The sequence below is a fragment of the Variovorax sp. Sphag1AA genome, from assembly GCF_014192575.1.
In the GTDB taxonomy this organism is placed as follows: domain Bacteria; phylum Pseudomonadota; class Gammaproteobacteria; order Burkholderiales; family Burkholderiaceae_C; genus Variovorax.
Map to the genome: position 1 here is coordinate 72,215 of NZ_JACHYC010000008.1, position 13,549 is coordinate 85,763.

13 protein-coding genes are annotated in these 13,549 nt (G+C 66.4%); 8 read left to right on the plus strand and 5 right to left on the minus strand.

The window, feature by feature from the left end; translation table 11 throughout:
• The 4 genes from FHW64_RS28370 to FHW64_RS28385 all read left to right on the plus strand — a co-directional run bounded on the left by FHW64_RS28370 (position 1) and on the right by FHW64_RS28385 (position 3,551).
• Positions 1–930 (plus strand): Gfo/Idh/MocA family protein, encoded by a 930-nt coding sequence (locus FHW64_RS28370; RefSeq protein WP_184531598.1) that lies wholly within the window; start codon positions 1–3, stop codon positions 928–930.
• A 34-nt stretch (positions 931–964) separates the two neighbouring features.
• Positions 965–1,705, plus strand: coding sequence for an adenylate/guanylate cyclase domain-containing protein (locus tag FHW64_RS28375; RefSeq protein ID WP_184531599.1), 741 nt, complete (start codon positions 965–967; stop codon positions 1,703–1,705).
• A gap of 128 nt (positions 1,706–1,833) precedes the next feature.
• Entirely contained in the window at positions 1,834–2,589 is a 756-nt protein-coding gene (locus FHW64_RS28380) for an SDR family NAD(P)-dependent oxidoreductase (RefSeq protein ID WP_184531600.1), read from the plus strand.
• A gap of 17 nt (positions 2,590–2,606) precedes the next feature.
• The gene (locus FHW64_RS28385) at positions 2,607–3,551 is read left to right on the plus strand and encodes an acetamidase/formamidase family protein (protein ID WP_184531601.1); all 945 of its coding nucleotides are present in this window, start codon (positions 2,607–2,609) and stop codon (positions 3,549–3,551) included.
• A 54-nt stretch (positions 3,552–3,605) separates the two neighbouring features.
• On the opposite strand, the gene FHW64_RS28390 is transcribed toward FHW64_RS28385, so the two are convergent.
• From FHW64_RS28390 to FHW64_RS28400, 3 genes are read right to left on the minus strand one after another with little or no spacing between them, the layout of a single operon-like run.
• Positions 3,606–4,565 carry a 3-hydroxyacyl-CoA dehydrogenase gene (locus FHW64_RS28390; RefSeq protein WP_184531602.1) on the minus strand — a complete coding sequence of 320 codons (960 nt, stop codon included), beginning with the start codon at positions 4,563–4,565 and terminating at the stop codon, positions 3,606–3,608.
• A gap of 10 nt (positions 4,566–4,575) precedes the next feature.
• The gene (locus FHW64_RS28395) at positions 4,576–5,523 is read right to left on the minus strand and encodes an alpha/beta hydrolase (protein WP_184531603.1); all 948 of its coding nucleotides are present in this window, start codon (positions 5,521–5,523) and stop codon (positions 4,576–4,578) included.
• A 32-nt stretch (positions 5,524–5,555) separates the two neighbouring features.
• Positions 5,556–7,016 (minus strand): NAD(P)/FAD-dependent oxidoreductase, encoded by a 1,461-nt coding sequence (locus FHW64_RS28400; RefSeq protein WP_184531604.1) that lies wholly within the window; start codon positions 7,014–7,016, stop codon positions 5,556–5,558.
• A gap of 113 nt (positions 7,017–7,129) precedes the next feature.
• Here FHW64_RS28400 and FHW64_RS28405 point away from each other — a divergent pair, with 113 nt between their 5' ends.
• Genes FHW64_RS28405 through FHW64_RS28415 form a run of 3 tightly spaced genes read left to right on the plus strand, consistent with a single transcriptional unit; the run spans position 7,130 to position 11,121 of the window.
• Positions 7,130–8,173 carry an AraC family transcriptional regulator gene (locus FHW64_RS28405; RefSeq protein WP_184531605.1) on the plus strand — a complete coding sequence of 348 codons (1,044 nt, stop codon included), beginning with the start codon at positions 7,130–7,132 and terminating at the stop codon, positions 8,171–8,173.
• The gene (trkA, locus tag FHW64_RS28410; protein WP_184531606.1) at positions 8,170–9,636 is read left to right on the plus strand and encodes a Trk system potassium transporter TrkA; all 1,467 of its coding nucleotides are present in this window, start codon (positions 8,170–8,172) and stop codon (positions 9,634–9,636) included. The genes FHW64_RS28405 and trkA overlap by 4 nt, the downstream gene beginning before the upstream one ends.
• An 18-nt stretch (positions 9,637–9,654) precedes the next feature.
• Positions 9,655–11,121, plus strand: a complete 1,467-nt coding sequence (locus FHW64_RS28415) for a TrkH family potassium uptake protein (protein WP_184531607.1) — start codon at positions 9,655–9,657, stop codon at positions 11,119–11,121.
• 6 nt (positions 11,122–11,127) lie between these two features.
• On the opposite strand, the gene FHW64_RS28420 is transcribed toward FHW64_RS28415, so the two are convergent.
• Together FHW64_RS28420 and FHW64_RS28425 are read right to left on the minus strand one after the other, a co-directional pair.
• The gene (locus FHW64_RS28420; protein ID WP_184531608.1) at positions 11,128–11,904 is read right to left on the minus strand and encodes an SDR family oxidoreductase; all 777 of its coding nucleotides are present in this window, start codon (positions 11,902–11,904) and stop codon (positions 11,128–11,130) included.
• Between the two features lie 79 nt (positions 11,905–11,983).
• Positions 11,984–12,523, minus strand: coding sequence for a DUF4231 domain-containing protein (locus FHW64_RS28425; RefSeq protein WP_184531609.1), 540 nt, complete (start codon positions 12,521–12,523; stop codon positions 11,984–11,986).
• A 164-nt stretch (positions 12,524–12,687) separates the two neighbouring features.
• On the opposite strand from FHW64_RS28425, the gene FHW64_RS28430 reads away from it, so the two are divergent.
• Positions 12,688–13,542 (plus strand): DUF2272 domain-containing protein, encoded by an 855-nt coding sequence (locus FHW64_RS28430; RefSeq protein ID WP_184531610.1) that lies wholly within the window; start codon positions 12,688–12,690, stop codon positions 13,540–13,542.
• The last annotated feature ends 7 nt before the right edge of the window (positions 13,543–13,549 follow it).

The following is a 13,549-nucleotide window of genomic DNA, read 5'->3' on the forward strand; positions in this document are numbered from 1 at the left end:
ATGCCTCTGAAATTGGGCTTGTTGGGAATCGGCAAGATCGCGCGCGACCAACACATTCCGGCCCTCAACGCCAGCGCCGACTTCGAACTCGTGGCATGTGCAAGCCGCAATGCCAGCGTCGATGGCGTCGCCAACTTTCCGGACCTGGCATCGATGCTGGGGGGAGCGCCAGAACTGGATTGCGTGTCGATCTGTACGCCGCCGCAGGCGCATTTCGACGCGGCATTGATGGCACTGCGCGCGGGCAAGCACGTCATGCTCGAAAAGCCGCCCACAGCCACCACGCGTCAGATTGCGCTGCTGGCGCAGGAGGCGGCAAAGCATGGGCGCACGCTGTTCCAAAGCTGGCATTCGCGTTTTGCCGGCGGCGTTGACGCCGCCCGCGAGTGGACGCGCGGCCGTGCGCTCACCAGCGGCCGGATCATCTGGAAGGAAGACGTCCATCACTGGCATCCCGGGCAGCAGTGGATCTGGGAACCGGGTGGCTTCGGTGTGTTCGATCCGGGCATCAATGCGCTGTCGGTCTTGACCGAAGTGCTCTCGACCGAAGTGTGCGTGGAGACCGCCGTGCTGGAGTTTCCTGAGAATCAGCAAGCGCCGATCGCCGCCAACCTGCAATTGCGCACCGGCGACGGCGTGACCATTGCGGCCGAGCTCGACTTCCGACAGAAGGGCGAACAGAGTTGGGACATCGAACTGTTTGCCGCCGACGGCCGATTGAAGCTCACGCGAGGTGGATCCGGGCTTGCCATCGATGATCGCGTCATGGCGGCAGACCAAGGATTGGCGGGCGAATATCCGCGCCTGTATTCGCGCTTCGCCGCGCTGTGCGGTGCCGGCGCATCCGAGGTGGACTGGCGACCCTTTCAGCTCGTGGCGGACGCATTCCTGATCGGCGAGCGGCGGATCGTGGCGCCGCATCAGGTGTGATCGTGTCGCTTGGAGGGCTAGTGCGTCGGTTCTGATGGGAACTTTCGCGCGGATCGCCTGGGCACCCGACTACACGTTCGGAACACCGCCCGAGGTGTATGACGCGCTACTGCAGCGGATGGAACAGGAATGGGGCAAGGGCGTGCTGTTGAGCGCCCTTGCACCTTCGCTCGCCGATGACGCGGCAGCACGCGAATGGTGGGGGCGCTTCCAGCGGCAGTCGTGCAGCCCAGGCGCGGCAGTGGCCTTGCTACGCATGGCCTACGAGATCGACGCACGCCCGATCCTTCCCGCAATACGGGTTCCGGCAATGATCTTGCACCGCGTCGGCGAGCGCACCGTACCGGTCGAGCACGCGCGCTACTTGGCACAGAGGATTCCAGGCGCCGAGTATGCGGAATTTCCCGGCGGTGACCACTTCCGGGGGCGTGAAGTCGACACGGCTGGGGACGGCTTTTTTGCGGCCTTCGACGGTCCTGCGCGGGCTGTGCGTTGCGCGGCCGCCATTGGAAGCAGTGTTCGCTCTCTCGGCCTGGAGATTCGTGCCGGCGTACACACGGGCGAGTGCGAGGTGATGGGCGCGAAGATCGGCGGCATCGCGGTACATATCGGCGCTCGGATCGCCAGTGCAGCGAGCCCCGGAGAGATTCTCGTATCCAGTACGGTCAAAGATCTCGTGGCAGGCTCGGGACTGGCTTTCCAGGATCGCGGCAGCCATGAATTGAAGGGTGTGCCCGGACAGTGGCGTCTCTATGCCGCATCCGAGGCGAGCTGACCGAGACCAGTCTCAAGGCAGGATCTGAACCCGCAAGTCGAGCGACAGTTCGCGGTGCGTCCGGATCATTTACATGGCGGCGGCGGACGCTCAGAATGCATGCCCCCATCCCTCAAAGGAGAGTGGCCATGGATCTCGGGCTCAAGGGCAAGCGAGCTGTCGTGACCGGCGGCAGCAGGGGAATCGGGAGAGCCATCGCCGAGTGTTTCGCCGACGAGGGCGCCGATGTGGCCATCTGCGCACGCAAGGAAAACGAGGTGGGCGAGGCCGCGGCAGCATTGCAGGCCAAGGGCGTCAAATCCTTTGGCCGCGCGCTGGATGTGGCCGACGGTCCGGCGCTGATCGAATGGATCACCGCGAGCGGGCGCTTCCTGGGCGGCATCGACGCCCTGGTCTGCAATGTGAGCGCGCTGGCGGTCGGCGACAACGCGGAGTCCTGGGAAAAAGCGTTCCACACCGACATGATGCATACGGTCAATGCCGTGGCGGCTGCGGTTCCGTTCCTGGAGAAGTCCGGCTTCGGCTCCATCGTGCTGATCTCCAGCGTTTCGGGCTTCGAGGTCGACTTCGCAGCCGGCTCCTACGGCGCGATCAAGGCGGCGCTCATCCACTACGCCAAGGGCCTGAGCCGGCAGCTCGTCAGCAAGGGAATCCGCGTGAACTGCGTCTCGCCGGGCAACACCTACTTCGACGGCGGGATCTGGCAGAACATCGAGAAGAACATGCCCGACCTATTCGCCTCGACGCTAAAGGTCAACCCCACCGGCAAGTTCGGCACGCCCGATGAGGTGGCGCGCGGCGTGGTGTTTATCTCGAGCCCGGCCGCCAGCCGGATCTCCGGGACCAACCTGGTGATCGACGGCGCGCTGACTGTGGCCGTCTAGGTCCGGGAGTGCCGACCATGAACGCGCTCGCGACGCAGCACACGATCCACAGGAAGCACATCCACCATGGCTGGAACAATGCCTTCCCGCCCTGCCTGAAGATTGCCCCGGGCGAGACGGTGCAGTTCGAGACGCTCGACGCGTCCTCCGGCCAGTTCACACGCACATCGACGGCCGCCGATGTCGAGAAGCTCGATCTTGCGCACGTGAATCCCGTCACGGGGCCGGTGTACATCGACGGCGCGATGCCGGGCGATGCGCTCAAGGTCACCGTGTTGTCGCTACTACCCTCGGGCTGGGGCTGGACCGCGAACATTCCCGGCTTCGGATTGCTCACCGACCAATTCCCGAAGGCCAGGATTCATCACTGGAACTACGACCCCGGCCTGACGCCCGCGATGTACGGGCCCGGCGGTCGCGTGCCCTTGAAGCCTTTCACCGGGACGATCGGAGTCGCGCCCGCCGAGCCGGGCTTGCACAGCATCATTCCGCCACGCAACGTCGGCGGGAACATGGATGCGCGCGACATCGCCGAAGGGACCGAGCTCTACCTTCCGATCGAAGTCGAAGGTGCGCTCTTCTCCGTGGGCGACACGCATGCTGCGCAGGGCGACGGCGAGGTCTGTGGCACGGCGATCGAAAGCCCGATCGACGTGGCGCTGAAATTCGAACTCGTGAAGGACGCCCGGCTGCGCTCGCTGCGCTACGTCACGCCAGGGCCCGTCAGTCGACATTTCGACACACACGGGTACGAGGTTACGACCGGCATCGGGCCCGATCTCATGGCGGGTGCCCGCATGGCCGTGTCGGAAATGATCGAACTCCTGAGCCGCCGCTACGGCTACGACCCGCTCGACGCCTACATGCTGTGCAGCGTATGCGCGGACCTTCGCATCAGCTCGATCGTCGACGTGCCAAATTGGGTGGTGTCGTTCTATTTTCCGAGGGTGGTGCTGGCGTAGTCGAGGCCGGCGATCATCCGCATGCACGGTCGCCACCATGCGCTCAACGAAGGCTCAGGCTTTGGGGATGCAGCGATCCACGATGTCGGACAGTTGCGACAGCGGCGGCACCGCCAGGAAGTCCGCCGCCTCGAAGGCGGGATTGGGGTAGTCGTAGTAGCCCTTGCCTGCCAGCATGCCGGTGCGCCCTTTGTCCATCAGATGGGTTTTGATGTATTGGGCATTGGCCAACATCTGCGCGTCGCCCCGCACATGGCCCCAGTAGGTGGACACGTCATAGGTGGTCTTCATGCCGACGATGTCCATCATGCCGAACGGACCCATGCGCGCGCCCCGGTTGGCGATCAGGAAGGTGCGATCCACATCCTCCGGGGTGGCGATGCCGTTGGTCACCAGTGACTGGGCTGCGCTGAGCAAGGCGGGGAACCAGGTGTTGATCACGTAGCCGTTGTGCTCCGTGCCTACGGGGATCGGCACCATGCCGGTCTCGATGGCAAATTGGGTGACGGTTTCGAGCGTGGCCCGGGCCGTCGCCGCATGCGGCATGATTTCGACGACGTTGGCTGACCAGATGTAGTTGGCGTAGTGCAGCGCACAGAACTTGTCGGGTCGCCCGGTGGCCGCTGCGAAATCGCTCGGTAGGAAGGTGGACGAATTCGTGGCGACCACGGCATGGGCCGGCAGCAGCGGCGCCATTTGCCGGTAGACGCTGGTCTTGACGTCCGGAATCTCGGGCACCGCCTCGATGACCAGATCGGCCTGGGCCACGGCTCGGGCCAGATCGGTGGTGAAGGTGAGACGCTGGCGCGTGCTCTCCACGTCGGCCTCACTGGCGCCGATCTCGGGCTTCAGGTAGATGGCCGCATAGTGCTCCTGCGCGGCGCGGCAGCGCGCCAGCGCCTCTTCCGAGATGTCGTACACAACGACGTTCTTGCCTTTGAAGGCGCTGTGCCAGGCGATCTGGCCGCCCAGCACGCCCGAACCCAGAACAGTCAGGTGGTTCACTTGGGACATGGTTGCTTCCTCAGTTGGCTTGTTGCTTCAGGAGAGCGCCAAAGCGCGCGATGCTGTGCGTGATGACAGCTTGCGCGCCCGGAGACCAGCGGCCCATGTCGAAGAAGCCGTGGACCATGCCCGGCCCTTCGATCAGTTCGGCGTGGCCGCCAGCGGCGCGCAGCGCGTTGGCGTAGGCCGGCGCCTGGTCGCGCAGCGGGTCGAACTCGGCATTCACGATCACGGCAGGCGGCAGGTTTGCCAGGCTCTTTGCCTGCAGCGGGGCCAGGCGCGGGTCGAGGGTGTTGGCGTAGCCACTCGCGTAGTGGTCGTAGAACCAGGCCATGGTTTCCGCTTCGAGGAAGTAGCCCTTGCCGTTCTGCCCGGCACTGGGGTACACGGCCGCCACATGGTCCACCGCCGGGTAGATCAGGAACTGCGCGGCCAGCGCAATGCCCGCATCGCGCAACTGCTGCGACACCACTGCGGAGAAATTGCCGCCCGCGCTGTCGCCGGCCACGGCAACGATGCCGTTGCCGCCCAGTTCGCGTGCATGAGCCACGACCCACTTGGCAGCGGCCACGGCGTCCTCGATGCCCGCAGGAAACGGATGCTCGGGCGCGAGCCGGTAGTCCACCGACACCACCACCGCCTGCGCGCCGCGGCAGATCTCGCGGCACATGTTGTCGTGCGTGTCCAGGTTGCCGATGACGAAGCCACCGCCGTGGAAGTAGGCGACGGTGGGAAAGGGGCCAGTGCCTTCGGGCCGGTAGATGCGCGCGGCGATGGGGCCCGCGCCGCCAGGCACGGTGGTGTCCTGCACGCTGGCCACCGGCACGGTCTGCTCGGGCGTGAGCGAGCCTTTGGTCAGCGCCAGATAGCCGGCGCGGCCTTCTACTGGCGTGCCGTCGGCAACGGGCTTGGCGCCCGAGCCGGCCATCATTTGAAGAACGCCGGCGAGATGCGGATCGAGAGGCATGCGAAAGTCTCCTGGGTTGTGAATGAAGGGGCTCAGCGGTAGGCCAGGGCTTCGTCCTGCAGGGACGCCGCGGGCAGGATATTGCGCTCTTCGGCGTGCTCCATGCCGTGCTTCCACGGATGGCGGTCGCCCTGACCGTACATGGCCGCCTGCGCACGCACGACGTAGCCCGCGTTGAAGTTGTCGGCCTCCATCCAGGACAGGCGCTGCATGTCTGCATCGGCGCTGGGCACGGTGGGCTGCACCACGTTGTGGCCCTGTTCGCGCATGTGGGCGATCAGGCGGCACACCCAGTCGCACACCAGGTCGGAGCGCAGCGTCCAGCTGGCGCGGAAGTAGCCTTGGGTGAACGCCATGTTGGGCAAGCCCTCGATCATCACGCCCCGGTAGGTGATGCGCTCGCGCAAATCCACCGGCGCGCCGTCCACGCTGAAAGGAATGCCGCCGAACAGCTTGAGGTTGAAGCCCGTGGCGGTGACGATGATGTCGGCGTCCAGGTGTTCGCCGCTGGTCAACTGGATGCCTTTGGCATCGAAGCGCTCGATCGTGTCCGTCACCACCGAGGCCTGGCCCTCGCGGATGGCCTTGAAGAAGTCGCCCTCCGGCACCACGGCAATGCGCTGCTGCCAGGGGCGGTAGCGGGGGTTGAAGTGCTTGTCGACGTCGAAGCCTTCGGGCAGGTGCGGCCGGATCTCGCCGAGCAGGAAGGCGCGCATCGCTTCGGGGTGCTGCTTGGCGGTCTGCACGATCTCGTCGGTGCGCGCGACAAAGGCGCGGCGCATGATCTCGTGGTACCACGCATCGGGCAGGTTCAGCGGCTTGAGCAGCGGCACCAGCGGATGCTCATGCGCGGGCAGGAAGAAGGTGGGCGAGCGCTGCAGCATGGTCACGTGGCCCGCGTCGTCCGCCAGGTTCGGGATCAGCGTGGCCGCCGTGGCGCCGGAGCCGATCACCACCACGCGCTTGCCCTTGTAGTCCAGGTTCTCCGGCCAATGCTGCGGATGCACCACCTGGCCCTTGAAATCCTTCAGCGTTGGCCACTCGGGCGTGTAGCCCTGCCCGTGGTCGTAGTAGCCCGCGCAGATCCAGAGGAAGCTGGTGGTGAAGGTCAGCACCTCGTCCGATCCGGTGCGGGTGACCTCCAGCGTCCAGCGCTGGTCTTCGGACGACCAGCGCGCCGCCCGCACCTGGTGGCCGTAGCGGATCAGCGGCGCCAGGCCGTTTTCGTCGATCACCTCGCTCAGGTAGCCGCGGATCTCATCCGCCGAGGCGATGGCACTGCCCTTCCAGGGCTTGAAGCCGTAGCCATAGGTGAACAGGTCGCTGTCCGAGCGCGCGCCAGGGTAGCGGTGTGTCCACCACGTGCCGCCGAAGCCGTCCATGGCTTCGAGGATGGCGAGGCTGCTGTCCGCGAAACGCTGGCGCAGGTGGCAGGCCGCGCCGATGCCGGAGATGCCGGCGCCGATGATGAGGAAATCGAAATGCTGCGCCATGCGAGGTGTCTCCTGGTGTGTGTGCGATGGGTCATGCTAGGTCTAACCCTCTGGCGGCACTTGTGTTTGCGCGACACGATTTTGATGTTGCACGACACTCCGTAAAGACCCTGATGCCCGCCGATTCCCTTGCCGCGAGCTTTGTCCGCGCCGCCTCGCTCACGGGCTTCGAGGACCTGGTGCGCACGCACGGGGGCAACCCCGCCGTCATCCTGCAAACCTGCGGCCTGACGCCGCACGACCTGGCCGACCCCGAGCACTATCTACCCAACCGCGCGGTGGCCCTGGCCATCGAGGAGGCCGCCCGCGCGCTGAACGTGCGCGACTTCGGCCTGCGCCTTTGCGCCCTGCAGGGCGTGGAAACGCTGGGGCTGCTGGGGCTGGTCATCCAGTCCGCGCCCACCGTGCGCGAAGGGATGATGCAGGGAGCGCGGTACGTCCATTTCCACAATTCCACGCTGGGCTACCGGACCTTCATGGCGCCCGATGAGGGGCTGGAATACGTGGAGGTGTTCTCGAACCTGTCGTCCCTGCTCGACATACCGCAGGTGATGGAACTCTGCGTGGCCTACATGTGCCGCCTGGCCCACGTGCTGTCCGAAGGCGCGCTGCGCCCCAGCGCGATCCATTTCCGCCACGCGCCCGTCGGCAGCAGCGCGCAGTACCGGCAGCACCTGGGACAGCTGCCGCACTTTCGCGCCGCGTTCGACGGCATTGCCATCGACCCGCTCGCCTGGCGCCAGCCCATACCGCGCCACAACCGGCTGCTGCAACAGTTTGTCGAGCGTTTCCTCATCGATACGTCGCCGGGGTCGGAGACCGGTGTAGCTAACCAGGTGCGCAGCATCCTGGGCAACCTGATGCGCGTGGGCCCGGCGGACCTGCCCGCGGTGGCGCGCGTTCTGGGCCAGCACCCGCGCACCCTGCAGCGTCGTTTGCGCGCCGAGGGCGCGGTGTTCGAGGACCTGCGCGATGCCGCCCGCAAGGCCTGGGTGGGCCAGTTGTTGGCGCAGCCGGGCCTGAGCCTGGGCCACATCGCGCAATTGCTGGGGTACGCGGACCAGTCCGTGTTGACGCGTGCCTGCCAGCGCTGGTTCGGTGCGTCGCCCCAGCGACTGCGCCGGGGCGTTCAGCGCCGGCTGGAGACATCACCTTGAAAATCATCATCCTCGGCGCGGGCCGGATCGGCGAGAGCGTGGCCGGCACGCTTGTGTCGGAGGCCAACGACATCACGGTCATCGACACCGATGCGGCGCGCCTGCGCGAGCTCGAGGAGCGCTTCGAACTTCGCGGCGTGGTCGGCAGCGGGATCGAGCCCGACGTGCTGGCCGAAGCCGGCGCGCGCGATGCCGACATGCTGATCGCGTGCGCGGCACAGGACGAAACCAATCTCGTCTGCTGCAAGGTCGCCTACCAGCTCTTCAACATACCGACGCGCATCGCGCGCGTGCGCTCCGACGCCTTCAAGGCGGACAGCCCGCTGCTCGGCAAGGAAGGCTTCGCGGTCGATTGCGTGATCTGCCCCGAGGAATCGCTCACGCGCTACATCGGCAAGCTGGTCGAGTATCCGGAGGCGCTGCAGGTGCGCGAGTTCGCCGATGGCCTCGCCTGCCTCGTGGCGGTGCGCGCGGTGGCCGGCGCGCCGCTGGTGCGGCACAGCATCGCCGAGCTGCGCGAACGCGTGCCCAACGCGGACATGCGCATCGTCGCGATCTACCGCCGCTTCGAGAACGAACCCGATCGCTTCATCCTCTGCGAAGGCCGCACGCTCATCGAGCCCGGCGACGAGGTGTTCGTGCTCTCGGCGCGCGAGCACCTGCAGTCGGTGCTGTCCGCGCTTCACCGTGACGACCAGGGGGGCCGCCGGGAGGTCGAGCGCATCATGATCGCGGGCGGTGGCCGCGTGGGCCTGCGACTGGCGAAGCAGCTTGTCGAGACCGGCCGCAGCTACCAGATCAAGCTGCTGGAGCGTGACGCCGCGCGTTGCGTGCAGCTCGCCTCCGAGCTGCCTTCGAGCGTGCTGGTGCTGCACGGCGACGGCACCGACGAGGACCTGCTCGACGACGAAGGGATCGAGAGCATCGACCTCTTCCTCGCACTCACCAGCGACGACGAGGACAACATCATGGCCAGCCTGCTGGCCAAGCGCATGGGCGCGACGCGCGTGCTGGCGCTGATCAACCGCCGCAGCTATGCCGACCTGATGCACGGCACGCAGATCGACATCGCGCTTTCGCCGGCGCAGACGATGCTCGGCGAGCTGCTCGCCTATGTGAGGCAAGGCGACGTGCAGGCGGTCCACAGCCTTCGCCGCGGCGTCGCCGAGGCCCTGGAGATCGTGGCGCGCGGCGACCGCAAGACCTCGCGCGTGGTCGGCCGCAGCGTCTCGGACATCCGGCTGCCCAAGGGCGCGCAGGTCGGGCTCATCATGCGCGGGCTGCCGGACCTCGGCATGGGCTCGGTGCCGAACGGCGGCGCACCACTTGCACCCGCGCAGGTCATCATCGCGCGCGGCGACACCGTGATCGAGAGCAACGATCACGTCATCGTCTTCGTGCCCAGGAAGAGACAGGTGCGCGATGTCGAGAAGCTATTCCGCGTGAGCGCCACCTTCTTCTGACGCAGCGGCGCCGATTCCATGAGCGACTTCCTCCCGGTGCTGCGCGTCCTCGGCGCGCTGATCACCTTCTTTTCGCTGAGCATGTTCGTGCCGTGGGTGATCTCATGGACACATGCCGACGGGCTGCGTCACGTCTGGGCCATCTCCGCGGCCATCGCCTTCGTCATCGGCGCCGCCATGTGGGTGGGCCTGCGACGCTACAAGCGCGAGTTGCAGCCTCGCCATGGCATCTTCCTGGTGTCGTTCACCTGGGTGCTGCTGCCGTTGATCGCAACGCTGCCGCTGATGTGGTCGCTGCACGATGTCGGTCGGCCGATCAACTTCACGCATGCGTACTTCGAGGCGGTGTCGGGTCTCACGACCACCGGCGCGACCGTCCTCACGCAGCTGGACGATCTGCCGGTGTCGATCAACATATGGCGCACCTTCCTGCAATGGATCGGCGGCATGGGCATCCTGGTGCTGGCGGTCGCGATCCTGCCGTTGCTGGGCGTGGGCGGCAGCCAGCTCTTCAAGGCCGAAGTGGCCGGGCCGATCAAGGACAGCAAGCTCACGCCGCGCGTGAAGGAAACCGCCAAGGGCCTCTGGGGCATCTACGCGACCTTCTCGGTGGTGTGCTTCCTCGCCTACTGGGCCGGCGGCATGTCCGCGATCGACGCGGTGATGCACATGTTCACCACCGTGAGCCTCGGTGGTCTCTCGTCACACGATGCGAGCTTCGCGTACTTCCACTCGGCGGCCCTCGAAGCCGTGGCCGTGTTCTTCATGCTCGCGGCGAGCTGCAACTTCGCGCTCTACTTCGTCGCGATGCGCAAGGGGAGCTTGCGCGGCTTCTGGCGCGACCCGGAAATGCGCGCCACGCTCATCGCCCTCATCGGGGGCGGCTTTCTCGTGGCTGTGGTGCTATGGGCCAAGGGCGTCTACGGGCCGCTCGACGCGCTGCGCCACGGCATGTTCCACGCGATCTCGGTCGGCAGCACCACCGGGTACGCCACTGTCGACTACCTGCACTGGCCCGTGTTCGCGCCGATGTTCATGCTGCTGCTCTCGGGTGTCGCGACAAGCGCCGGTTCGGCCGGATGCGGGATCAAGATGGTGCGCGTGCTCATCCTCGTGAAGCAGGCCCGGCGCGAGATGACGCGCCTCGTGCATCCACGCGCGGTCCAGCCAGTGACGCTCGGCAGCGTGGTCGTGGACAACCGCGTGATCTTCTCGGTGCTCGCCTTCATGCTGGTCTACGGCGTGACCACGATCGCGCTGAGCATGCTGCTGGTGCTGACCGACCTCGATCCGGTCACCGCCTTCAGCGCGGTCATCGCCAGCGTCAACTGCACCGGGCCGGGGCTCGGCAGCGTCGGGCCGGCGGGCAACTTCAGCGGGCTGACGAACTTTCAGGTCTGGGTCTGCACCTTCGCGATGGTGCTCGGACGGCTGGAGATGCTGAGCTTCATCGCGCTTCTCACGCCGTCGTTCTGGCGCAAGTGAGGCAGCTCAGCAGGTCACGCCGCCGTCGATGACGAGGCTCTGACCGGTCATGAACGCACCGGCCTTCGATGCCAGGAACACCGCGGCGCCTGCGATCTCGTCGGGCTCGCCAATGCGGCGCAGCGGCGTAGTGGACGTGCGGCGCTGGAGGGTCTCAGGGTCGTCCCAGAGCGCACGCGCAAAGTCGGTCTTGATGAGCCCCGGCGCGATGCAGTTCACGCGGATGTTGTCCGGGCCATATTCCACCGCGAGATTGCGCGCGAGCTGAAAGTCGGCCGCCTTCGAGACGTTGTAGGCACCGATCACCGGCGAGCCGCGCAGGCCGCCGATCGACGACACGATGATGATCGAGCCTTCCTTGCGCTCGATCATCTGCGGCACCGCGAAGTTGATGAGCCAGTGGTTGGCGATGACGTTGTTCTCGAGGATCTTGCGGAACTGGTCGTCCTCGATACCCCCAAGCGGGCCGTAGTACGGATTGCTCGCGGCGTTGCACACCACCACGTCCACCCGGCCGAGCTGGCGCGTGGTCTCGTCGACCAGATGGCGCAGGTCGGCCTTCGACGAGATGTTGGCCGGGATCGAGATCGCCGCGCCGTCGCCGTGCGCGCGGTTGATCGCATCGCGCACTTCGGCGCAGGGTTCGGGCTTGCGCGACGAGATCACGACCTTGGCGCCATGCTCTGCCATGCGCTCGGCAATCGCACGGCCGATGCCGCGCGACGAGCCGGTGATGATGGCAACCTTGCCGGCCAGCGAAAACAGGGGGTCGGACGTGGACATCGGTGTCTCCTTATCGGTGTTCGATCTTCGGTATTGGACCGCCCGATTGGAACCCACCGGCCCGTCTCGCGACGGTCGCCTATTTGTCTCGCTCGCGGATGGCCTTCCACGTCTGCTCGTACGCTTCGGTGAGCCGCTGGTACTCGGCGAAGCCATCGCCGGCGACCTGCTCGCGGCGGGTCTCGAAATCCGGGCTGCGTTCGGCGAACTCCAGCTTTTCCTTGAGGTCCCTCAGGTCGCTGCAATAGGTGCGCAGCGCGATCCACAGCTCGCGCGGCGCGTAGAAGGTCTTCACCAGCGTGACCAGCGTCGCCAGGGCGCTCAGCACCAGCACGACGTTCGTCGCGACCGCGCCCAGCCCGGTGCCGCCTGCCACCTGGAAGCCGGTGATCACGGTGATGCTCGCGGCGAGCAGCGCAATCGCAAGCTGCGTCACGAAGCTCGACACCCGGTACCAGTTGGCACGCGGCTCGCGGTCGCGCAGTTGCGCGTCGATCGCCTGGTAGACGTACTGCAGCTGAGCGGCCTGGGACGCGGGTGCGATCGGCGCCGCGCGTTGCGGCGAAGCCTCGAGCGCGGGTTCGACCTGCTGCGGCAGGCTCGAAGGATCAGCGGCCATGGATCGCTCCTTCCTCGCTCCGGTCGACCGGAAGTCCCCGCATCATCGAACCCGGCGCAAGCCGGCCCAATACCCCGAACGGCCTAGGGTGGCCCGATCCGGATTGACACCCCGCCCGAAAGGCTGAACGATGCCCTACCCCCACCCTGCGCGAGGAGACGGCGATGCAGAAGAAGGTCGGTGTCGAGGCCATCAACGTGCGTTCGGGAACCACGACGCAGGCCAACAACATCCTCGGAACACTCGACCTCGGGCATCCGGTCGAAGACCTGGAAGACGGGCCTTCGGGCTGGATGCACGTTCGCACCGAAGTCGACGGCAAGGAGATCGAAGGCTTCGCCGTCAGCGAGCTCCACAAGACCGCCGCCTGGAACCCACCGCCGCAACCCACCTTCCGCCCGCTTGAAAGCGCTGCCCGCGAGGCGCTGGCCGATGCGGCCATCGCGCAGTGGATCCGGTTCGACCGCGGCGAAGGCGAGGAGACCAAGGAACCCTTCAGCAGCTTCATCGGCGCGATGTGGAAGCACTTCGGAGAGAAGTTCACCGGCAAGGACCAGCAGATGCCCTGGTCGGCGGTCGCGATCTCGCTGATGGTGCGCAATGCCGCGGCCAAGGGCTTCGAAGCCTACGGGCGGTTTCCCGAATCGACCGGGCATGCGCGGTACATCTGGTCCTCGATCCGTGCGATGGCAAGCGGCGACACGACAGCCACGTTCTGGGGCGTGCGCCGCAACAACCAGAAGCCACTGGTCGGCGACATCATCGCGAACTGGCGCAACGATCCGCACAGCTACGACCAGTTCCTTGCCGCGCAGGCAAACCCCCAGTGGCCCAGTCACACGGACATCGTGGTGGCGGTCGGCCCGAACATGTGCCTGGCGATCGGCGGGAACGTCCGCAACACCGTCTTCGCCACGCGCTACCAACTCGACAACAGCGGCTTTCTTTCGCCGAACCAGCGCATCGCCAACGGCAAGCCCGTGGGCGAAGTCATCGCGCTGATGTCGAACCGCGCCTGACGGACCC

Bases quoted from the DNA above. Each gene is read 5' to 3' on its own strand.
- FHW64_RS28405 (WP_184531605.1), top strand. From the start codon at position 7,130: ATGCCCGCCGATTCCCTTGCCGCGAGCTTTGTCCGCGCCGCCTCGCTC.
- FHW64_RS28425 (WP_184531609.1), bottom strand. From the start codon at position 12,523: ATGGCCGCTGATCCTTCGAGCCTGCCGCAGCAGGTCGAACCCGCGCTC.
- FHW64_RS28430 (WP_184531610.1), top strand. From the start codon at position 12,688: ATGCAGAAGAAGGTCGGTGTCGAGGCCATCAACGTGCGTTCGGGAACC.
- FHW64_RS28395 (WP_184531603.1), bottom strand. From the start codon at position 5,523: ATGCCTCTCGATCCGCATCTCGCCGGCGTTCTTCAAATGATGGCCGGC.
- FHW64_RS28370 (WP_184531598.1), top strand. From the start codon at position 1: ATGCCTCTGAAATTGGGCTTGTTGGGAATCGGCAAGATCGCGCGCGAC.
- FHW64_RS28420 (WP_184531608.1), bottom strand. From the start codon at position 11,904: ATGTCCACGTCCGACCCCCTGTTTTCGCTGGCCGGCAAGGTTGCCATC.
- FHW64_RS28375 (WP_184531599.1), top strand. From the start codon at position 965: ATGGGAACTTTCGCGCGGATCGCCTGGGCACCCGACTACACGTTCGGA.
- FHW64_RS28380 (WP_184531600.1), top strand. From the start codon at position 1,834: ATGGATCTCGGGCTCAAGGGCAAGCGAGCTGTCGTGACCGGCGGCAGC.
- FHW64_RS28385 (WP_184531601.1), top strand. From the start codon at position 2,607: ATGAACGCGCTCGCGACGCAGCACACGATCCACAGGAAGCACATCCAC.
- FHW64_RS28390 (WP_184531602.1), bottom strand. From the start codon at position 4,565: ATGTCCCAAGTGAACCACCTGACTGTTCTGGGTTCGGGCGTGCTGGGC.
- FHW64_RS28400 (WP_184531604.1), bottom strand. From the start codon at position 7,016: ATGGCGCAGCATTTCGATTTCCTCATCATCGGCGCCGGCATCTCCGGC.
- FHW64_RS28415 (WP_184531607.1), top strand. From the start codon at position 9,655: ATGAGCGACTTCCTCCCGGTGCTGCGCGTCCTCGGCGCGCTGATCACC.